This is a genomic window from Actinomyces sp. HPA0247, from assembly GCA_000411415.1.
In the GTDB taxonomy this organism is placed as follows: domain Bacteria; phylum Actinomycetota; class Actinomycetes; order Actinomycetales; family Actinomycetaceae; genus Pauljensenia.
Window position 1 is genome coordinate 537,193 of the sequence record KE150451.1, and the last position, 17,536, is coordinate 554,728.

Genomic DNA, 17,536 nt, shown 5'->3' on the forward strand with positions numbered 1-17,536 from the left:
CGGGAGGGATGAGGAACGAGGCGGGGAGGTCAGCGGGCGAGCACGACGCCGCGGGCAACCTCGTCAACAACCTCGTCGCCGAGGAGGTAGCGCACGATCTCGAGGCCAAGCTCCAGGGAGGTGCCAGCGCCGCGGCTGGTGATGATGAACTCGTCGACGACGACCGGGTTCTCGTGGACGATCGCGCCGCCCTCGGCGATGGCCTTGACGAACGCGGGGTTCGCGGTCGCGTGGCGGCCGTCGAGGATGCCCAGCTCGGACAGGATCGAGGGGGCCGCGCAGATCGCCGCGATGGGCTGGGACTCGTCGGAGCGGCGCAGCACCTCGGCCTGGATCGCGGGCGTGGCCTTCAGGCCCAGGGTGCCGGGCATGCCGCCGGGCAGGAAGAGGACGGTGTAGGTGGACAGGTCCACGTCCTCGAGCATGAGGTCGGCGACGACGCGGATACCGTGCGAGCTGGTCACGTGGCGCGCGTCGGTGACGGAGATCAGGTCCGAGCGCACACCGGCGCGGTACAGGACATCGGCGACGGCCAGGGCCTCGACCTCTTCGAAGCCGTCGGCCAGCATGATGGCGACGGTCGCGTCGGTGGCAAGCTTCTCGGGAGTGGGCATAATTCCTCTTTCCTCACAGCGACGGCAACAAGCGTTACGTCCAGGTTAGCGCAGGCGAGCCCACCCCGAAAACGCGCCACGGCCTCGCCCCACAGTGGGACGAGGCCGCGTGTCTCACTCGGAGCGCAGGGCTTCGACCGGGTCCTGACGTGAGGCGCGCGAGGCCGGGATAATGCCGGCGATGACGGTCAGGCCGACGGAGACACCGATCAGGACGAGCGCTGTCACGGGCGACAGCTGAGCGATGTTGTCCACGTTGAAGGAGGAGTGAGCGATACCGTTAGCGATCGCGCACAGCCCGTACGTCACGCCCACGCCCATCAGGCCCGCCAAAAGGCCTTCGATGACGGTCTCAGCGTTGAAGACGCGCGACACGTCGCCCTTCGAGGCACCAATCGAGCGCAGGATACCGATTTCCTTGCGGCGCTCGAGCACCGAAATGTAGGTGATGATTGCGATCATGATCGAGGAGACCACGAGCGAGATCGACACGAAGGCGATGAGCAGCCAGGAGATGATGTCGACGATCTTGGTCACTGAGCTCATGAGCGCACCCATGACGTCGGAGTAAGTGATGACCTTGTCGGTCGCGCCCGCCGCCTTGTTGTCGGCGTTGTACGCGTCGAGGGCGGCCTTCACCTTGTCCTTGTCCGCGAAGGACTTGGGGTAGATCGAGATGTTCGACGGGGAGGCGATATCCGCCCATCCCAGGTTCCTCAGGTTCGTCTCCAGGGTCGGCACGTTCGTGGAGAACATGGTCGCCATGAGGGCCGCGAGGGACTTCTCATCCAGGTTGGAGTGGAAAGCGTCGGCGAACGCCTGCGGGTCCATGGAGAACGCGCTCGACATGTTGGTGGCGAACTGCTCCATGGTGGCACCAATCTGGTTGCCGATCGTGGTCGACAGCTGCGTCATCATCGAGGTCATCGCGTTCGTCATCGCTTCCTGCATGACCTGGCCGATGACGGCGCTCACCCCCTTCGTGAGGGTGGTCCCCAGCTGGGCAGCGATCTGCGCGGAGATCGCGTTCATGACCTGGGTGGACACGTCGGTGCCGATCTGGGCCAGGGCTGGATCGTCCCCGAGGGCCTTCGTCAGGTTCGCCGCGAGTTTCTGGGAGTCGACGACCTGGTCGGAGGAGACGGCCGCTCGCAACTGCTCCATCACCTGGGGCTGGGAGAAATAGGCCGAGGCCAGGGTCGCGAAGTCCGTCGAGCCTCCCGCCTCGATCTGCTCGCGGGCGTAGTCCTGGAACCCTTGGGCGATCTGCGAGGCTTGCGCGCTCAGGTAGTCGGCGGCGCCATCCTTGACGGCTCCGTCGGCCAGGGCCGAGCGGATAATCGTCGGGAAGTCCACGTTGGCTAGCTGCGGCAGGTCCTTGCTCAGCTCCCCGAAGTCGAGGCCGGACAGATTAAAGGTCATGCCCGACTGGGCGCCCGACTGGGCACCGGACTGCGCGGCGAGGGCCGACAGATCGATGCTGGACAGGTCCAGGCCCGACATGTCGAGGTTCGAAAAATCGAGGCCCGACAGGTCCATGCCGGAAAAATCGAGGCCCGACAGGTCCATCTGCATCTTCTCGGGGTCGATCTGGAAGGCAGCGGAAAGCTTGGACTCGTCCACCGTGAACAGGGAGGACATGTCGAAGCCGCCGGACTGGCTCTTCTGATTGTCCGCCAGTTCCTTGAAGGTCTTGCCGGTGAACACGTCGACGTCGGGCTTGGCTCGCTGCGCCTTGACGATCGGGCTGGCGGCCGCCTCCTCGATGATCTGGTAGGTCAGGGCAGGCGTGTAGGCGATGCCCTGACGCAGGGCGCCGCCCTTGTCGGAGTTGGGCTTGACGATGCCGGAGATCGTCAGCTGCTGGCCACCATCCACGAGCTTCTTCATGAAGTCCGCGTCGGAGGAGCGGTCGGTCCACACCTTGTAGGTGTCGTCCCACGTGTACTTGTCGAAGGCGTTGACGCGGCGGAAGGTGGTGCCCAGGATCGTAGAGTAGTCGTAGGTGGCGGTGCTCGCCCCCGACTGGGTGCCCGACTGCGCGCCGGACTGGCTCTTGCCCGTGAGAGCGCCCTGATAGTACTGACGCATCAGGTCATCGAATTCCTTGTGGTTCTTCAGGCCAAGCGTGTACTCGAAGACGTTGGGGATATTACCGTCCTCATCGAGGACGAGGACCACCTGGTTCGCGCCGGTCGGCCAGGAGCCGGCGACCACGTCGTACGCGGAGGTGTACAGCGAGGTCGTGGCGGGCATCTGGTAGAAGGCGTTCGTCTGTACCATCGACCCGAAGGCACCCCCGCCGAAACCCGCCTCCATCTGCTTCATCGACTGGTCGGGGCTGACCTGCACGGTCTCCTTGGACGTGTCGGACTGGTAGATCTGCGGGACGATGTCGTAGTCGTATTCGATCGCGTTGACCATCGAGTTGATGTCGCCGCCGTTGTTGTCCAGGTAGGTCTTGAGCGAGGCCAGATCGTTCGTCTTCGCGTCGCGGATCGTGTCGGCGAAGGTGCGCAGCTTGGAGACGCCGACCTTGCCGTCGGGTGCGGGCTTGGAGTCCTGGGAGTCCGAGGCCGACACGGACAGCGCGGCGGTCATGTCGATGCCGGTCTTTTGGATTGTCAGCGGGTATGCCCCCAGCGTCTCTTCTTCGGTCTTTGCGATGTAGGCGTTCGTGCCGTTGGCCAGGGCGAGGATCGCGGCGATGCCGATGATGCCGATGGACCCCGCGAAGGAGGTCATGAGGGTGCGGCCCTTCTTCGTCATCAGGTTGTTGAAGGAGAGGGACAGGGCGGTCAGGAAGCCCATCGACGTGCGGCGCGCGGGCTTGGCCTCGCGCCGGTCCTCGGCGGCGGGCACGAAGGGGTCGGAGTCGGCGACGATGCAGCCGTCGGCCAGCTCGACGATGCGGGTCGCGTACTGGTGGGCCAGCTCGGGGTTGTGCGTGACCATGATGACGAGGCGGTCGCGGGCCACGTCACGCAGCAGGTCCATGACCTGCACGCTCGTCTTGGAGTCGAGGGCGCCGGTCGGTTCGTCTGCCAGCAGGATCTCGGGGTCGTTGATGAGGGCGCGCGCGATGGCGACGCGCTGCATCTGGCCGCCCGACATCTGCGAGGGCTTCTTGTTGACGTGGTCCTTCAGGCCGACACGCTCAAGAGCATCGAGGGCGCGCTTGCGGCGCTCGGAGCGGGAAACACCCGAGAGGGTCAGGGCCAGCTCGACGTTCGCGAGAACGCTCTGGTGCGGGATCAGGTTGTAGGCTTGGAAAACGAAGCCAATGCGGTTGTTGCGGTAGGCGTCCCAGTCGCGCGCCTTGTAGTTCTTCGTCGAAATACCGTCGATGACGAGGTCGCCGCTCTGAAAACGATCGAGCCCACCGATGACGTTGAGCATCGTCGTCTTGCCCGAGCCGGACTGGCCCAGCACGGCCACAAACTCGTTGTCGCGGAACGCCACGGAGACCTTGTTGAGCGCCACCTGCACGAGGTTGGCGGTCTGGTAGGCCTTGACGATCTCCTTGAGCTCTAGCACGCTTCATCCTCACATCTGCTGTTGATTGTGCCTACAAGTCTAGGCGAGCGGGCGCTCGGCCCGACCGCCGCTGTTCACCCACTGGGCCCTGATCGTCCCCTGACCCGACCCTGACGACAGTTCCGCACGCCACAGTCCCTTGGTCGAAACCCCGCCCCGGCCTCGTTCATCGGGCCCGCTCCCTGGAGGCAACAGACCGAGCGAGTAGACTGGTTCCATGACCGACCTCACCCAGATTCCCGTGCCCAACGAGGGTCCGATCGCCGACAAAGTTACGGAAATCTACGAGCGGTCCTTCCCGCCCGAGGAACAGGTCCCCCTTCCCGAGCTGGCGCAGAGCGCCATGCGCGACGAGGTCGATTTCCTTGCCTGGATCGACCCCTCCCTCCCTGCGGGCGAGGACGGGGCGGGCAACGTGGTCGCCCTGACTTTCTCCTTCGCTTTCCCGGACCTGTTCTACCTGGGTTTCCTCGCGGTGGATGGTCGCACGCGCAGCTCGGGCTACGGCACGCGCATCCTCACGCACATCCGCGAGCGCTACGGCGACGTGCCGCAACTGCTCGAAATCGAGCCGGTCGTCCGCGAGGCCGGGAACTACCAGCAGCGCGTGCGACGCCTGGCGTTCTACGAGCGCAACGGCTTTACGGTGAGGAACATGCTCACGCACGAGGCCGGCCAGACCTACCGGGTCCTGGCGCGCGACGGCGTCGTCACCCCGCAGCGCCTGGAGGAGGCACTCAACTCGGTGAGCGAGAACCCGGCCTACGCCTCGCGGGTGACGACGGACTGACGTCTGCGCACAGTCAGTGGCCGACGCCGCCGCTGGAGACCAGGAGGATCTCCTCGTTGTCGAGTCGCGCGAGCGCGCCTTCCAGTGCCGCCGAGGAGAAGATGCCCTCGTCGCGGGCCTGCAGGAGCGCGTCACGCTGGGCGTGGATCGCCTCCAGCGCCAGTTCACGGATCTGGTCGCGCGTGAAGGAACGCTCAACCTCTTCCTCGCTCATGTCGACGGTGCCGTGACCATCGTCGTCGCTGTCGACAGCGGCATCCTGGAGGATGTCCGTGAGGACGCGGTCAGCGGCGTGCGCCGGCCGCACGTGCTCACCCATGGCCTCGTCAGTGAGTGCATGTCCCAACCGGGACAGCGTGCGCGAGACACCCGCGGACAGCAGGGTCTGTCCGTCGACCTCGTGGATCGCCTGGGCGAGGGCGGTGTCCACCAGCGCGGAGCCCATCACCTTCAGGAGCTTGGCGCGCTCCTCCTCGGAGATATCGCCCGTGGCCATCTGGGGCTTGACGAGGCGGATGAGCCCGGGCAGGGTCAGGCCCTGGATGACGAGGGCGCCCGCCGCGATGAACAGGGCGATCGTGAGCAACAGCGCGCGCATCGGCGCATGCGTCGAGATGGTTTGCGCTGCAGCCAGGGTGATCGCGCCGCGCATGCCCGCCCAGACGATGACGCTACCCTCGCGCGGGCCCAGCGGTTCGTTCTCGAAGTAATCCAGGTCGGAACCGCGCATGGCGTTGCGGCGCGCGCGCCGCTTGAGGCGGCGACGATAGTGGTTAAGCGCGTCTTCCCAGTGTTCGGGACTCAGGTTGCGGGCCTCGAGCATGTCGGCGTCGACTTCGCAGGCCTCGTTCATGCGTTTCTCGAAGCGCGCGATTCGCGAGTTCTCAACTTCGTAGCGACGTTGACGGTGGGTACGGCGGTGGTCCAGCCAGGCAAGCATGAACGCGATGAACACGGCGCGGATTGCCATGATGAGCGCGCCGAGGGTGACGGCGAGGAACGCGGCGAAGGCCAAGCCGCCGGAGAACGCGGCGGTCTCCTCGACGATGCCGAAGGCCTGCAGGCCCATCGTCAGGAAGATCCCGCTCTCCAAGACGAGCGTCATGGTCTGCCAGTTCTGCTGGGAGAAACGCCTGTTCGCCGCCGAGATCGTGGCGGCTCGGCGGCGCGAGACGACCAGGCCGGCGACGACGGCCGCGACCAGGCCGGAGCCTCCCAGATGCTCGGCGGGGATCGAGGCGATGAAGGGCATCGTGAAGGAAAAAACCGTGTCGGCCGAGGGCTCCTTGATGAGGGCGCGCAGGCGTACGCCGATCTCACCGACAACCCAGCCGATAGCGGCCGCGATACCGAGCGCAAGGGCGACCTTGCCGAAGAGCAGACCCGGGTTGAGCGCATGCTCGTCGGCCGCCAGGCCGGCGCTCATCGCGGCGGACAGGAGGACGAGCGAGGTCGCGTCATTGAAGAGCCCTTCGCCTTCGAGCACCGTAATGATGCGGTGGGAGACGCCGGAACGTTTCGCAATCGAGACGGCGACCGCATCCGTCGGTGACAGCACCGCCCCCAGGGCGACGCCCCAGGGCAGGGAGATGGCGGGAACCAGCCAGTTAATGACAAAACCGACCGCGAAGGCGGACAGGAACACGAGGGGGATCGCAAGCATCGCGACGGCGTTCATCTCGCGTCGGAAGTCCATGGTCGGCATACGCACGGCCGCAGAGAACAGCAGCGGCGGCAGCACCATTTCGAGGATGATGTGCGGCTCGATCTCGATGGCCCCCACCTGCGGCAGGAACCCGATCGCCAGGCCGACGACCAGCAGGATCAGGGGGGATGCCACGCGCACCTTGGGCGCGATGAATTGGCATGCCACGATGATGAGCATTCCTGCCAGGGCAATAAGAAGGGGTTCCACGAGTCAATTGTATTTCGGGCAACCCCACCTGCGTCGTTGCCATCTCACTACAGCGGCTACGCGCGCCGCGAACTCGCGCGGCGTACCACGCCCCGCCCGCATGGCCTCGACACCATCCCCGAATGTCAAACAGACCCACACGATCAGAGCACGTTGTACAATCGACGCATCGTTTCAAGGAGGTTCTCATGACTGCTTACGACCACTCGTCGGGGTACACCTACGGCACCGATGCCGTCCCCACGTCTCCGCTGACACTCGAGGATCTGCGCCAGATTGAGGCAGCCGCACACGTCCAGCCCGGTGACGCAGAGCTGCTCTCACGAGCAGAACCCATCCTGGCGCCGCATGCCATGGAAATGGTCGACACGTGGCGTGGAATTCTGGCTCAAAAGACGTATTTGGCAGCCCATTCCGCGCACCCAGATGGACAGCCGAACCCCGAGTACGCCCAGGCGTCAAAGCCCCGCTTCGCCCAGTGGATCATCGACATGTGCACGCGCGAGCGGGACCAGGCATGGTTGGACTACCAGTACCTGATCGGCGCACGGCATATGTCCGCAGCGAAGAACGCGGCGGATGGGGCGGACTCGACGCCATTCGTGCCCCTGCGCTACGTGCTCGCCTTCATCGCGCCGACTGTGGAGGTCGGGCACCGTCTCCTCGCGGAGGGCTTCGAAGGCGAAGAACTGAGCGCCGTCCGTGATGCCTGGACTCGCGCTGTCACTGTCGCCGTGACAGTGTGGGCGTATGCCTACCGAGAGCACCCCGAGCAGTTCTAATCCGGCGCTCGCCGCCTACAGCTCCCCCATCGGCAGCCTCACGCTGGCCGCGCGGGGCGGTGCGCTCATCGGCTTGTGGGGGGCCGGGCAGCGTTTCTTCGGCTCCCCCTACGGCATCGACGAGGCCGTGGCGCGCTCCGCGCTCGACCTAACCTCGCCCGTTTCCCGGGATGTTATCCTCGCCGAGGCCGGGTGGGGCGAGGCGGACGCGCGGGCTCTGGGCGCGGCGATGTCCTGGCTCGACGGATACTTCGCGGGCGAGGCCCCCTCCCCCGCCACCGTTCGTCTCGCGCCTGCGGGCACGGACTTTCAAAAGCGCGTGTGGGAGGCGATGGACGCTATCCCCTACGGCGCGACGCACACGTACGGGCATCTCGCGGCCACGATGCGGGGCGCGGGCATCCCCGCGTCAGCCCAGGCGGTCGGCGGAGCGGTCGGACGCAATCCCCTGCTGCTCATTCGCCCCTGCCACCGTGTTGTGGCCGCGGACGGCCCGGGCGGCTACGCGGCCGGAGCGGAGGCGAAAGCATGGCTGCTTGCGCACGAGGCAGCCACGGCCTCGTCGGTCAGCTGACTCAGCCGTTCGCCCGGTCTGCCTCAATCGCCTGCTCGACCAGGGCCTCGTCAACGGGCAGAGCCTCGCGCGCGTAGGCGGCGGCGTCATCCTGAGTGTCGGCGATCTGCTCGGCGATCGTGTCGGCCTCGCGGCGCAGCTCGGCGCCATCGACGACCGAGGCCTGCGCGAGGGTACGGGCCTGGGCGCGGTGCTCGTCCGTGTACTCCAGGTCGTCGGCGTGCTTGCGCACGAGGACGCGGATGAGCTTGCGGCGCAGGTTCTCCTCGCGTAGGACGGCGGAGCGCTCGCGCAGCCAGCCGACCGCGAGGACGACGAGGAGGGCGACGCCCAGCCAACCAATGATCGGGTACATGCCGCCGATCAGTTTCTTAAAGCCCATGAGCGAAGCCGCGTAGCCCACGGCAACGACGCCGACGAGGACGATGCGCATGCGAGTGGTCGACCCGCCCGAGAAGCGTCGCGCCGTCGAGTAGAACAGCGAAAAGACCGTGTTGTAGATGAGCGCGAAAATGATGAGGGTGTAGATGAAGGCGAAGGCCGGGTGGATCGAGCGCGCGATCTCGAGGGCGGGAACGTTCACGTCCCAGATGCGATCCATGTTCAGATACAGGCACAGGGCGTCCGCGCCGATGACGAGGGCGATGATAGTGCCGCCGATGCGCCCGGCGCGGCGGGCCTCGCCGATGCGTAGCACCGAGCCGCCGAGCACGAAGGCCATCGCAATTCCGTTGACGACACACAGCGCGAAGTAGTTGATCGTGGAGAGCCACAGGTTGGGCAGCGCCGGGGTGACCTGGGTGGCGGCGGCGTTGAGTTCGGCGACGCCCGGGTGCGGGGTGGCCAGCGAGTAGATGGTGAGGATCGTGATGGCGACGATGATCATGGGCGTAAAGACGCCGATCACCTTCATGATCCGGTCGAAGTCGAGAAAGGCCGTGAGGATCACGAGCACCGCGCACAGGGCGCTACCCGCCCACGCGGGCAGGCCGAACTGCTGCTCAAGGTTCGCGCCGGCCCCCGCGAGCATCACGAAGCCCATCGCGAAGCCCGAGAAGACGAGCACGACGTCGATGACGCGGCGCAGCGCCGGGTGGGTGATGCGTTCGAAGACTTCGTCGTGATGGCCGGATCGGTAGTAGGAGCCCAGCTGGAGCGCGACGACACCGAAGACGACGTTGAGGACGCCCAGGGCCGCGATGCCGATCAGTCCCTTCGCGCCGAAGGAGAGGAAGTACTGGAGCAGGTCCTGGCCACTCGCCAGGCCCGCGCCGATGACGACTCCCACGTAGGCGAAGGCGACAGAGAGGTACTTCTTGGACATAGGGTCCTTCCGATTGCGAACGTTTTACGAGGCCGGGGCCTCGTTCCACGGTAGACGCTCACCCAGGAGAGCGGCACGTCCGTGGGAAATTGTTCACGCTCAGGAAAGCTCATCCAGATACAGATGTGTACACAAAGTACTAAACTGACACCATGAACACACTTGCCACAACCCTATCGACTCGGGAGCTGCGCGCGAACCTCTCCGATGTCCTCGGACGAGCCTCCTACGGCGGCGAGCGTATCGGAGTGACGAAAAACGGCCGCCTCACTGCGATCGTGATCGGCGTCGAGGACTTGCTGGCCCTGGAAGAGCTCGAGGACGCGCGCGACCTCGAAGCCTTCCGCGAGGCGGTTCGCAAAGACGACGGGCAGCGCGTGAGCCTGGCCGACCTGCGCGCTGAGCTCAACGACTAGCGATACATCGCTCGTAGCGTCACTTGCCTTAGAGGCGCTGAATCGGCGGGCGCAGGACCCTATCCGAGACATGTGAGGCCCACCCTTCATTCATGAAGGATGAGCCTCAACTTGTGCAACGACTATGCGTTTGGCTGTCCGTTCTCGAGCGCTTCTTCCACCAGTGCCTCATCGACCGGCAACTCTGCCCTCGCATAAGCTGCAGCGTCTTCCTGCGAATCCACAATCTCTTCCGCAATCGAGCTCGCGTCGCGACGCAACTCAACACCGTCGACAACGGATGCGCGGGCCAGATGACGAGCCTTGAGTCGGTCCTCATCCTTGAACTCAAGGTCATCAGCATGCTTGCGCACCATAACGCGGATGAGCTTGCGTCGCAGATTCTCCTCGCGCAGAACGGCGGAGCGCTCGCGCAGCCAGCCGACCGCGAGGACGACGAGGAGGGCGACACCCAGCCAGCCAATGATCGGGTACATCACGCCGATCAGCTTCTTGAAGCCCATGAAGGAAGCCGCATAGCCCGCCGCAACAACAGCGATGAGAACAATGCGCAAACGAGCAGTCGAACCCCCCGAGAAGCGGCGGGCCGTCGAATAGAACAAGGAGAAAGCGGTGTTGTAGATGAGCGCAAAAATAACGAGCGTGTATCCAAACGCAAAGGCCGGATGAACCGAGCGCGCGATCTCCAAAGCCGGTACATCGAAGTTCCAAATGCGATCGACATTGAGATAGAGGGCCACCGCATCCGCACCGAGGACCAGCGCGATGAGGACGCCGCCGATATGACCGGCACGGCGAGCTTCACCGATGCGCAGGATCGATCCACCCAGCACGAAGGCCATCGCGATACCGCCGACAACACACAGCGCAAAGTAGTTAAGCGTGGAAAAAACAAGGTTTGGCAGCGCGGGCGTCACGTTGCGAGCAGCGGCATCGAGCTCAGCAACACTTGCATGTGGGGTTACCAGCGAGTAAATCATCAAGACCGCAATCGCGACCATGATGATCGGCGTGAACACCCCAATCACATTCATGATGCGATCAAAATTTAAGAACGCAGTCAGAACCACCAACACCGCACACAGGGCTCCACCCATCCACGAGGGCAGGCCGAACTGCTGCTCGAGGTTCGCTCCCGCACCCGCGAGCATCACGAAGCCCATCGTGAAGGCAGAAAAGACGAGGACCACGTCGATAAGGCGACGAAGCGCAGGATGCGCGATGCGCTCGAAGACCTCGTCATGGTTGTCGGAGCGGTAGTAGGAGCCCAGCTGCAGGGCGACTGCACCGAAAATGACGTTGAGGACACCCAGTGCCGCAATCCCAATCAGGCCTATCGCACCGTACGCGAGGAAGTACTGGAGCAGATCCTGGCCGCTGGCTAGGCCAGCACCAACGATGACCCCGACATAAGCAAAAGCGGCGGAGAGGTATTTTTTGGACATACGTCCCTTTCGATCATAAGTATTTCGGTAGGCCGAAGCCTCACTCCACCGTAGACCTCACTTCAAACCATCAGCATCTTTATGTGCATTCGATCACTCTCATATAGAGTTGCACAGCATGGCACCACTCACCAAAAACGAGCGAAACCCCGACCTCACTGAGCCCATACACAAGACCATGGCCCCTCATTCAATGATGAGGAATACGAGGCACACACCTCTGAAATGACTCTAACGGGCCTGAAGAAGCTGGATCGGCGGGCGCGGCGCCTGCATCGCGTTGATCGGAGCCTCGGGATCCGCGTAACCGAGCGCGAAACCGGTAATCAACTGGTAGCCCTCGGGAATCTCGAACTCGGCTTCGACAGGCTCGCGCCAGATGGAAAGGAAGCCGATCGGGCACGAGTCAATGCCGCGCGACTTGGCGGACAGGAACAGGGTCTGGAGCATGAGGCCGGCGTCCATGGCGCTCCACGGCAGCATGTCCTCGTGGACGAAGACGAAGCCCATGACGGGAGCGTCGAAGGCCATCACGTTGCGGCGGTTCACGCGGTTGCGCCCCTCGATGTCGGGACGCTCGACGCCATAGATGCCGTAGAGGAGCTTCGCGACCTCGATCTGAGCGGGTCGCACCTCGTCCGGGTAGCGCTTGCGCACCGGGAAGTCGCCGTCCGGAACGGGGATCTCAACGGCCGGATCCTCGGCCTTGCGGGCGTGGGCGGCGATCTCCTCGTCGAAGAGACGGCCGTAGTGCTGACGCAGGCGAGCGGCGCGCTCGCCCGTGGCCAGGGCGACGCGGAAGGCGCGCGTGTTGGACCAGGACGGCGCAGTCGTCGCGTCGGCGAGGATCGCGTCGAGGACCTCGGCGGGGATCTCCTGGTCTGTAAAGGCGCGCGTGGAGCGGCGCGAGGCGGTCAGGGTGGAAAAGTCGTTCGTCTGCGCGGTGAGTGTCATGCGCCCAGGCTAACCCGGCTTCGCTCCCCGATCCACCCGGCCCGCCCACTGGACGGCTGCCACTTCGCCGGCTAATGATCCCCATTCAGCTCTCGCGAGATACCACGCCCAGCCTCCAGCTCCGCAATACCTCGGTCAAGATGAGCAAGGTTGGAACGCGAGTAGAATCCATCAACCTCCAAAACGAAGGGAATCCGCTGTTCCCGCGCCACCTTCTTCGCAAAGATCGTGAACGCGGTATTCATTGAGAGACCCATTTCTTTGCAGGCACGCTCCATCGCGGCCTTATCCTCAGCATCGAGTCGAACAGTCACCGTAGCGGTCGCCATTTGATACCTCCAAAATCGACATATCGATAGCTACATGCTATCAGATCGATAGCATATTAAAGACTGTGACAGCGCACTCCACCCAGAGAATGAAGAAAATCTGCCTTTACCGGGCCAGGGCCTGCTCGAAGGACGCCACGTCCTCCTCGGGCGTGGCCCATGACGTGCCGATGCGCGCGAGGTAGCGGCCATCGGGCAGGGTCTCCCAGATGCTGTAGCGCACCTTGTCGGACAGGCGCTCGTGCCCGGCCTGGTCGAGGGCCACGAAGGTCAGGTTGGTCGGCGAATCCATGGTGACGACGTAGCCTGCGCGCTTGAGGGCCTCGCGAATGCGGGCGGTCGCCTTAACGGCGGGCTCGCCGATCGTCAGGTAGAGGCCATCCTCGAAGAGCGCCTCGAACTGCACGCCCAGGAGACGCCCCTTCGCCATGAGCGCACCGTGCTGCTTCATATGGGTGACGAACTGGCGGATCGACCCGCGCTCGGGGATCACCACGGCCTCGCCAAAGAGCGTGCCGCACTTGGTGCCGCCGATGTAGAACACGTCGGTCAGGCGCGCCAGGTCGGCCAGGCTCACGTCATTGGCGGGCGAGGCCAGCGCGTAGGCGAGGCGCGCGCCGTCCACGAAAAGCTTGAGGTCTCGCTGGCGGCATACGGCGGAGAGCTCCTCGAGCTCGCGCAGGGAGTAGAGGGTGCCGTACTCGGTGGGCTGCGAAATATAGACGAGGGCGGGGGCGATCATGTGGTCACGCGCACCATCGCCCTCCCACGCTGCGCAGATGCGTTCGACGTCGGCGGCGTTGATCTTGCCATCAACGGCCGGGGTGTCGAGGATCTTGTGGCCGCCGCGCTCAACGATGCCGGCCTCGTGCATGTTGATGTGGCCGGTGTTGGGCGCGATGACACCCTGCCAGGGCAGGAGGATCGCATCGATGACGGTCGCGTTCGTCTGCGTGCCGCCCACCAGGAAGTACACGTCCGCGTCGGGAGCCTGGCAGGCCTCGCGAATCAGGTCGCGGGCGCGCTCGCAGTGCTCGTCGGTGCCGTAGCCGCTGGACTGTTCCATGTTGGTGGCGACGAGGGCATCGAGCACCCGGGCGTGCGCCCCCTCCTGGTAGTCGCTAGAGAAGTTCGGCAGCGTGGCAGAAAAAGTCATTGGGCCATTATTCCACGCAGTGCCGCGCTTAGAGGCCAAACAGATCTGCGTGGGTTCCCGTCCCGTTAGCGCTTCAACTCCGCCAGAGCGTCCTCAACGTTCAGAGCCTCGATAGAAGGATCAGAGGCCAGCTGCTCCGCTTCCAACATCGCCAGGACCGTCTCGCGCTGCTGTTCATTCAGACGCAGATCGAAGGGCATTCCACCCACACGCACGCTCTGACGCAGGAAAGCATTCACAGCGGACGTCAGATTCATACCGAGCTCCGCGTAGATCGCTTCAACCTCACGCTTAAGATCTGCATCCATGCGCACACTAAAATTCACGGTTGCCATGCAAGAACCTCCTTCTGCATGTCATTATACATACATATCCTCCATCAAGACATGCACATAAGGCGCAGTGAAGGGCTATCTCATGTCGATACACGACAGCACTATGAACCGGGACTCGCAGGCCTATTGGAACAAGCGGGCCGCGACGTTCACACGCAACGCGACCAGCGACTACGAGCACTGGCTTCTGGACTTGCTCGCGCTCGAGGCGGGTGATGAGGTCCTCGACATGGGGTGTGCGACGGGCACACTCGCCGTCCCCCTCGCCCGCGCCGGGCACCGCGTCCACGGCTGTGACTTCGCAGAGGCCATGCTGGCCATCCTCGACGAGCGCACGGCAGCAGAAAATCTGCCAATCACCTCCCACTTGCTCGCCTGGGAGGACGACTGGGAGGAGGCGGGCCTGGGTGAGAACAGCGTGGACGTCGCCTTCGCGTCACGCTCCCTCATGAGCGGGGACGTGTCCGCTTGCGTGCGCAAGCTTGACGCGGCGGCCCGATCACGCGCGGCGGTCGTCGTGCCCGACAGCCTGCTCCCCTCCCGCGACCCACGCCTGCTCACCTACCTGGGACGCTCGGCGAGGCGCCCGCGCGTCGTCCGCGACGTGACCCGCGCGCTCGCGACCCTGGGGCGGATCCCGGTTTTCGCGACTACACGCACCTTCCGTCCGATGCGTTTTTCTTCCTTCGACGAGGCCCGCGCGGACCTTCGTCGCCTGGCCGGCCCAGAGCCATTCACCGCGCGCGAGCAGCGACTTTTCGACGCGTACGCGGCGCAACATGTCGTTCGCGAGGATCACCTTGGCCCCTCTGAGGTGGCAGGAGAACACTGGGTCCTGGACTACCCTCTGCCCGTCACCTGGGCGTTTATCGGCTGGAGCACCGACGGGAGCGAGTGGGCGTAGGCAGCCCCGGCCTCGTTCTTCTTAGTCCGCGTCCGGGCGACGCCTGCGCGCCTTGATCTCCGAGCGCCTCTTCTTGGCATCCAGGCGGCGCAGCTTGGACGCGCGCGTCGGCTTCGTGGCCCGCCTCGGGACGGGAGGGACAAGGGCCGAACGCAGCACTTCGGCGAGGCGCTCGCGCGCGGCGGCGCGGTTGCGACGCTGGGAGCGGTGCTCGGCGGCGGTGATCGTGAGGACGGTTCCGCTCAGGCGATCATCGAGCTCGCAGAGGGCACGCTCGCGCTGCTTGTCATTCAAGGCTATTGTCGTCGCCAGATCCAGGCTGAGTTGGACGCGCGAGTCCGCCGTGTTAACGCCCTGGCCGCCGGGGCCCGAGGCGTGAGAGAAACGCTCGATCAGCTCCCCCGCGGGCACAACGAGGCCGCGCGGGCAGCCGGGCCCGGCGGGAATGCGCAGATCGTCCATGGGACTAGTGTGCACTACCCGCCCGGGCCTCGTTACTTCATGAGCTCAGCGACCCGCTTCTTCAGGTCGGGCAGCACGTCAGTGTCGAACCAGGGGTTCTTCTTCATCCACATCTGATTGCGCGGCGAGGGGTGGACCAGTGGGAAGTACGTGGGCAGGTAGTGCTTGTAGTCGCGCACGACGTCCGTGAGGGAGGCCGAGGACTTCAGGTCCAGGTAGCGCCTGGTCGCGTATGCGCCGACGAGGATCGTCATATCCAAGTGCGGCATCAGCTCGAGCAGGCGCGGGTGCCACTTGTCGGCGAAGTCCTTGCGCGGAGGCAGGTCTCCACTCTTACCCGTGCCCGGGAAGTAGAAGTCCATGGGGACGATTGCGAGCTTGCCCGAATGATAGAACGCGTCGCGGTCGATGCCCATCCAGTCGCGCAGCCGGTCGCCGCTGCGGTCGTTCCACACGATGCCGGTCTCCTCGGCGAAGCGCCCGGGCGCCTGGCCGACGATCATGATGCGACACTGCGGGCCCGCGAAGAACAGCGGGTCGATTCCACGCTTCGTAAACGAGGCGTTCTCGGGATCGTTTTTGATATCGTCAGCGATTTTCTGGAAGCGCGGATCCGTGATCTCCGGTGTCATACCCCCAGCGTATGTCACGTCCGCACTCACTCCGCCTCCAACGCCTTGGAGGTCACACGCTGCACACACGCCATAGTTCCCCACAAATGTCGCATGCAATTCCCCGAACACCCCTTTTACAAACCCCGCACAAACCCCGGAATTTCAACGATCACAATTCAAATCCTGAAAGACTCGCGGGGGAATTGCATGCGAAATGGGATAGAAGGCGTCGCGCGGGAAGGACCACACCGATTGGTAGCGACGCATCGGGCGGGCATAGAGTGGAGCGCATGAGGACAGCTGAACGCATGACGACGAACGGGCTGAGGCGCAGCCAGTGACAACACGACTCGTACGGAAAACCAATAGGTTCCGCATCACCGCCATCATCGCGCTGTGCCTGCTCACCCTCGTGGGGGTCACCTCGTTCGCGCTCAATCGTTCGGGCAACGGACAGAAAGACCCCACGGCCATTGCCTATGAAGAGGACGAGGACCCCCTGCCCGAGGGCGTCGCCTCACTCATGGACACGGCCAAGTCTCTGCACGGCACGATCGACACGATCACCTACGAGCAGAGCTACGAGGGAACGACTTACACCAAGCAGGCCTACGTGTACGTTCCCGCGTCCTACACCTCGGACACACCCGCGAACGTCCTCTATCTGACGCACGGCTGGTGGGGAAACGCCGCCGGTCTGGCTGACGGCGTTTCACCCGTCGTCGACGAGCTGGAGAGCGGCGGCAAGGCTGCACCGACGCTGGTCGTTTTCGCGACCTACTATCCGGATCGCTCGTTCGCGACGGATGACTACGAGGAGGACTACACCCTCAATCGCTTCTTCGCGACGAGCGAGATCGATACTCTGATCGACACCGTCGAGTCCCGCTACACCACGTTCGCCCGCGGCGACACCTCCGACCAGTCGCTGCGAGCCTCGCGCAAGCACCGCGCATTCGGCGGTTTCTCGATGGGCGCGACGACCACGTGGGATGTTTTTGCCTTGCGTCCGCAGTACTTCTACGGGTACATGCCGATGGCCGGCGAGTCGTGGATCGGACGCGAGGAGGAGGCGGATTCCCCGCGCATCGCCGAGCTGGTGACCGCCGGCGTCGAGCGCGCCCACTACGGGCCACGAGACTTCCTCATTCTCGCGTCGGTCGGCTCGGAGGACCCGGCCCTGTGGGACATGACCCCGCAGATTGATGAGCTCCACGAGGATTATCCCGACCTCATGACCGAGGACAGCCTGCAGCTGTGGATCGACGACGGCGAAACCCACTCAATGACCTCGATCGCCAACCAGGTCGAGCACAACCTACCGTTGCTCTTCCCTGGCAAGTAAGGCGCGCAGCCCACGCGGCGTGAGCACAACACACGCAGCC

General features: G+C 64.5%; 17 protein-coding genes. 6 read left to right on the forward strand and 11 right to left on the reverse strand.

Annotated elements, in window-relative coordinates; all coding sequences use genetic code 11:
- Positions 1–29: 29 nt before the first annotated feature.
- Both HMPREF1478_RS07425 and HMPREF1478_RS07430 read right to left on the reverse strand, forming a co-directional pair.
- Complete coding sequence (locus HMPREF1478_RS07425; protein ID WP_016461469.1) at positions 30–614, reverse strand: DJ-1 family glyoxalase III; 585 nt, start codon at positions 612–614, stop codon at positions 30–32.
- A gap of 114 nt (positions 615–728) precedes the next feature.
- Complete coding sequence (locus tag HMPREF1478_RS07430; RefSeq protein WP_016461470.1) at positions 729–4,151, reverse strand: ABC transporter ATP-binding protein/permease; 3,423 nt, start codon at positions 4,149–4,151, stop codon at positions 729–731.
- A gap of 217 nt (positions 4,152–4,368) precedes the next feature.
- On the opposite strand from HMPREF1478_RS07430, the gene HMPREF1478_RS07435 reads away from it, so the two are divergent.
- Complete coding sequence (locus tag HMPREF1478_RS07435; RefSeq protein WP_016461471.1) at positions 4,369–4,941, forward strand: GNAT family N-acetyltransferase; 573 nt, start codon at positions 4,369–4,371, stop codon at positions 4,939–4,941.
- 13 nt (positions 4,942–4,954) lie between these two features.
- On the opposite strand, the gene HMPREF1478_RS07440 is transcribed toward HMPREF1478_RS07435, so the two are convergent.
- Complete coding sequence (locus tag HMPREF1478_RS07440; RefSeq protein WP_016461472.1) at positions 4,955–6,826, reverse strand: cation:proton antiporter; 1,872 nt, start codon at positions 6,824–6,826, stop codon at positions 4,955–4,957.
- Positions 6,827–7,044: 218 nt separating this feature from the next.
- Here HMPREF1478_RS07440 and HMPREF1478_RS07445 point away from each other — a divergent pair, with 218 nt between their 5' ends.
- Together HMPREF1478_RS07445 and HMPREF1478_RS07450 are read left to right on the forward strand one after the other, a co-directional pair.
- Positions 7,045–7,638: a protoglobin domain-containing protein gene (locus tag HMPREF1478_RS07445; protein ID WP_016461473.1), complete on the forward strand. Its 594-nt coding sequence runs from the start codon at positions 7,045–7,047 to the stop codon at positions 7,636–7,638.
- Positions 7,607–8,212 carry a methylated-DNA--[protein]-cysteine S-methyltransferase gene (locus tag HMPREF1478_RS07450; RefSeq protein WP_016461474.1) on the forward strand — a complete coding sequence of 202 codons (606 nt, stop codon included), beginning with the start codon at positions 7,607–7,609 and terminating at the stop codon, positions 8,210–8,212. The genes HMPREF1478_RS07445 and HMPREF1478_RS07450 overlap by 32 nt, the downstream gene beginning before the upstream one ends.
- 1 nt (position 8,213) lies before the next feature.
- Here the strand turns inward: HMPREF1478_RS07450 and HMPREF1478_RS07455 are convergent, their stop codons facing one another.
- On the reverse strand, positions 8,214–9,536 hold the full coding sequence (locus HMPREF1478_RS07455) for a hypothetical protein (RefSeq protein WP_016461475.1): 1,323 nt from the start codon (positions 9,534–9,536) through the stop codon (positions 8,214–8,216).
- Between the two features lie 152 nt (positions 9,537–9,688).
- On the opposite strand from HMPREF1478_RS07455, the gene HMPREF1478_RS07460 reads away from it, so the two are divergent.
- A complete protein-coding gene (locus HMPREF1478_RS07460; protein WP_016461476.1) occupies positions 9,689–9,952 on the forward strand; it encodes a type II toxin-antitoxin system prevent-host-death family antitoxin in 264 nt (87 codons plus the stop codon).
- A gap of 122 nt (positions 9,953–10,074) precedes the next feature.
- On the opposite strand, the gene HMPREF1478_RS07465 is transcribed toward HMPREF1478_RS07460, so the two are convergent.
- From HMPREF1478_RS07465 to HMPREF1478_RS07485, 5 genes are all read right to left on the reverse strand, one after another.
- Positions 10,075–11,397 (reverse strand): YkvI family membrane protein, encoded by a 1,323-nt coding sequence (locus tag HMPREF1478_RS07465; protein WP_016461477.1) that lies wholly within the window; start codon positions 11,395–11,397, stop codon positions 10,075–10,077.
- Between the two features lie 231 nt (positions 11,398–11,628).
- On the reverse strand, positions 11,629–12,351 hold the full coding sequence (locus tag HMPREF1478_RS07470; protein WP_016461478.1) for a nitroreductase: 723 nt from the start codon (positions 12,349–12,351) through the stop codon (positions 11,629–11,631).
- Positions 12,352–12,422: 71 nt separating this feature from the next.
- Complete coding sequence (locus HMPREF1478_RS07475) at positions 12,423–12,680, reverse strand: type II toxin-antitoxin system RelB/DinJ family antitoxin (protein WP_016461479.1); 258 nt, start codon at positions 12,678–12,680, stop codon at positions 12,423–12,425.
- A gap of 106 nt (positions 12,681–12,786) precedes the next feature.
- Positions 12,787–13,836, reverse strand: a complete 1,050-nt coding sequence (locus HMPREF1478_RS07480) for a threonine aldolase family protein (RefSeq protein WP_016461480.1) — start codon at positions 13,834–13,836, stop codon at positions 12,787–12,789.
- 65 nt (positions 13,837–13,901) lie between these two features.
- On the reverse strand, positions 13,902–14,171 hold the full coding sequence (locus HMPREF1478_RS07485) for a type II toxin-antitoxin system RelB/DinJ family antitoxin (RefSeq protein WP_016461481.1): 270 nt from the start codon (positions 14,169–14,171) through the stop codon (positions 13,902–13,904).
- Between the two features lie 82 nt (positions 14,172–14,253).
- On the opposite strand from HMPREF1478_RS07485, the gene HMPREF1478_RS07490 reads away from it, so the two are divergent.
- Positions 14,254–15,075, forward strand: a complete 822-nt coding sequence (locus HMPREF1478_RS07490; protein ID WP_016461482.1) for a class I SAM-dependent methyltransferase — start codon at positions 14,254–14,256, stop codon at positions 15,073–15,075.
- A 21-nt stretch (positions 15,076–15,096) separates the two neighbouring features.
- On the opposite strand, the gene arfB is transcribed toward HMPREF1478_RS07490, so the two are convergent.
- Together arfB and HMPREF1478_RS07500 are read right to left on the reverse strand one after the other, a co-directional pair.
- On the reverse strand, positions 15,097–15,537 hold the full coding sequence (arfB, locus tag HMPREF1478_RS07495) for an alternative ribosome rescue aminoacyl-tRNA hydrolase ArfB (protein ID WP_016461483.1): 441 nt from the start codon (positions 15,535–15,537) through the stop codon (positions 15,097–15,099).
- A gap of 32 nt (positions 15,538–15,569) precedes the next feature.
- Complete coding sequence (locus HMPREF1478_RS07500) at positions 15,570–16,169, reverse strand: uracil-DNA glycosylase family protein (protein ID WP_034475488.1); 600 nt, start codon at positions 16,167–16,169, stop codon at positions 15,570–15,572.
- Between the two features lie 319 nt (positions 16,170–16,488).
- Here HMPREF1478_RS07500 and HMPREF1478_RS07505 point away from each other — a divergent pair, with 319 nt between their 5' ends.
- On the forward strand, positions 16,489–17,496 hold the full coding sequence (locus tag HMPREF1478_RS07505) for an alpha/beta hydrolase (RefSeq protein ID WP_016461485.1): 1,008 nt from the start codon (positions 16,489–16,491) through the stop codon (positions 17,494–17,496).
- Positions 17,497–17,536: the final 40 nt, after the last annotated feature.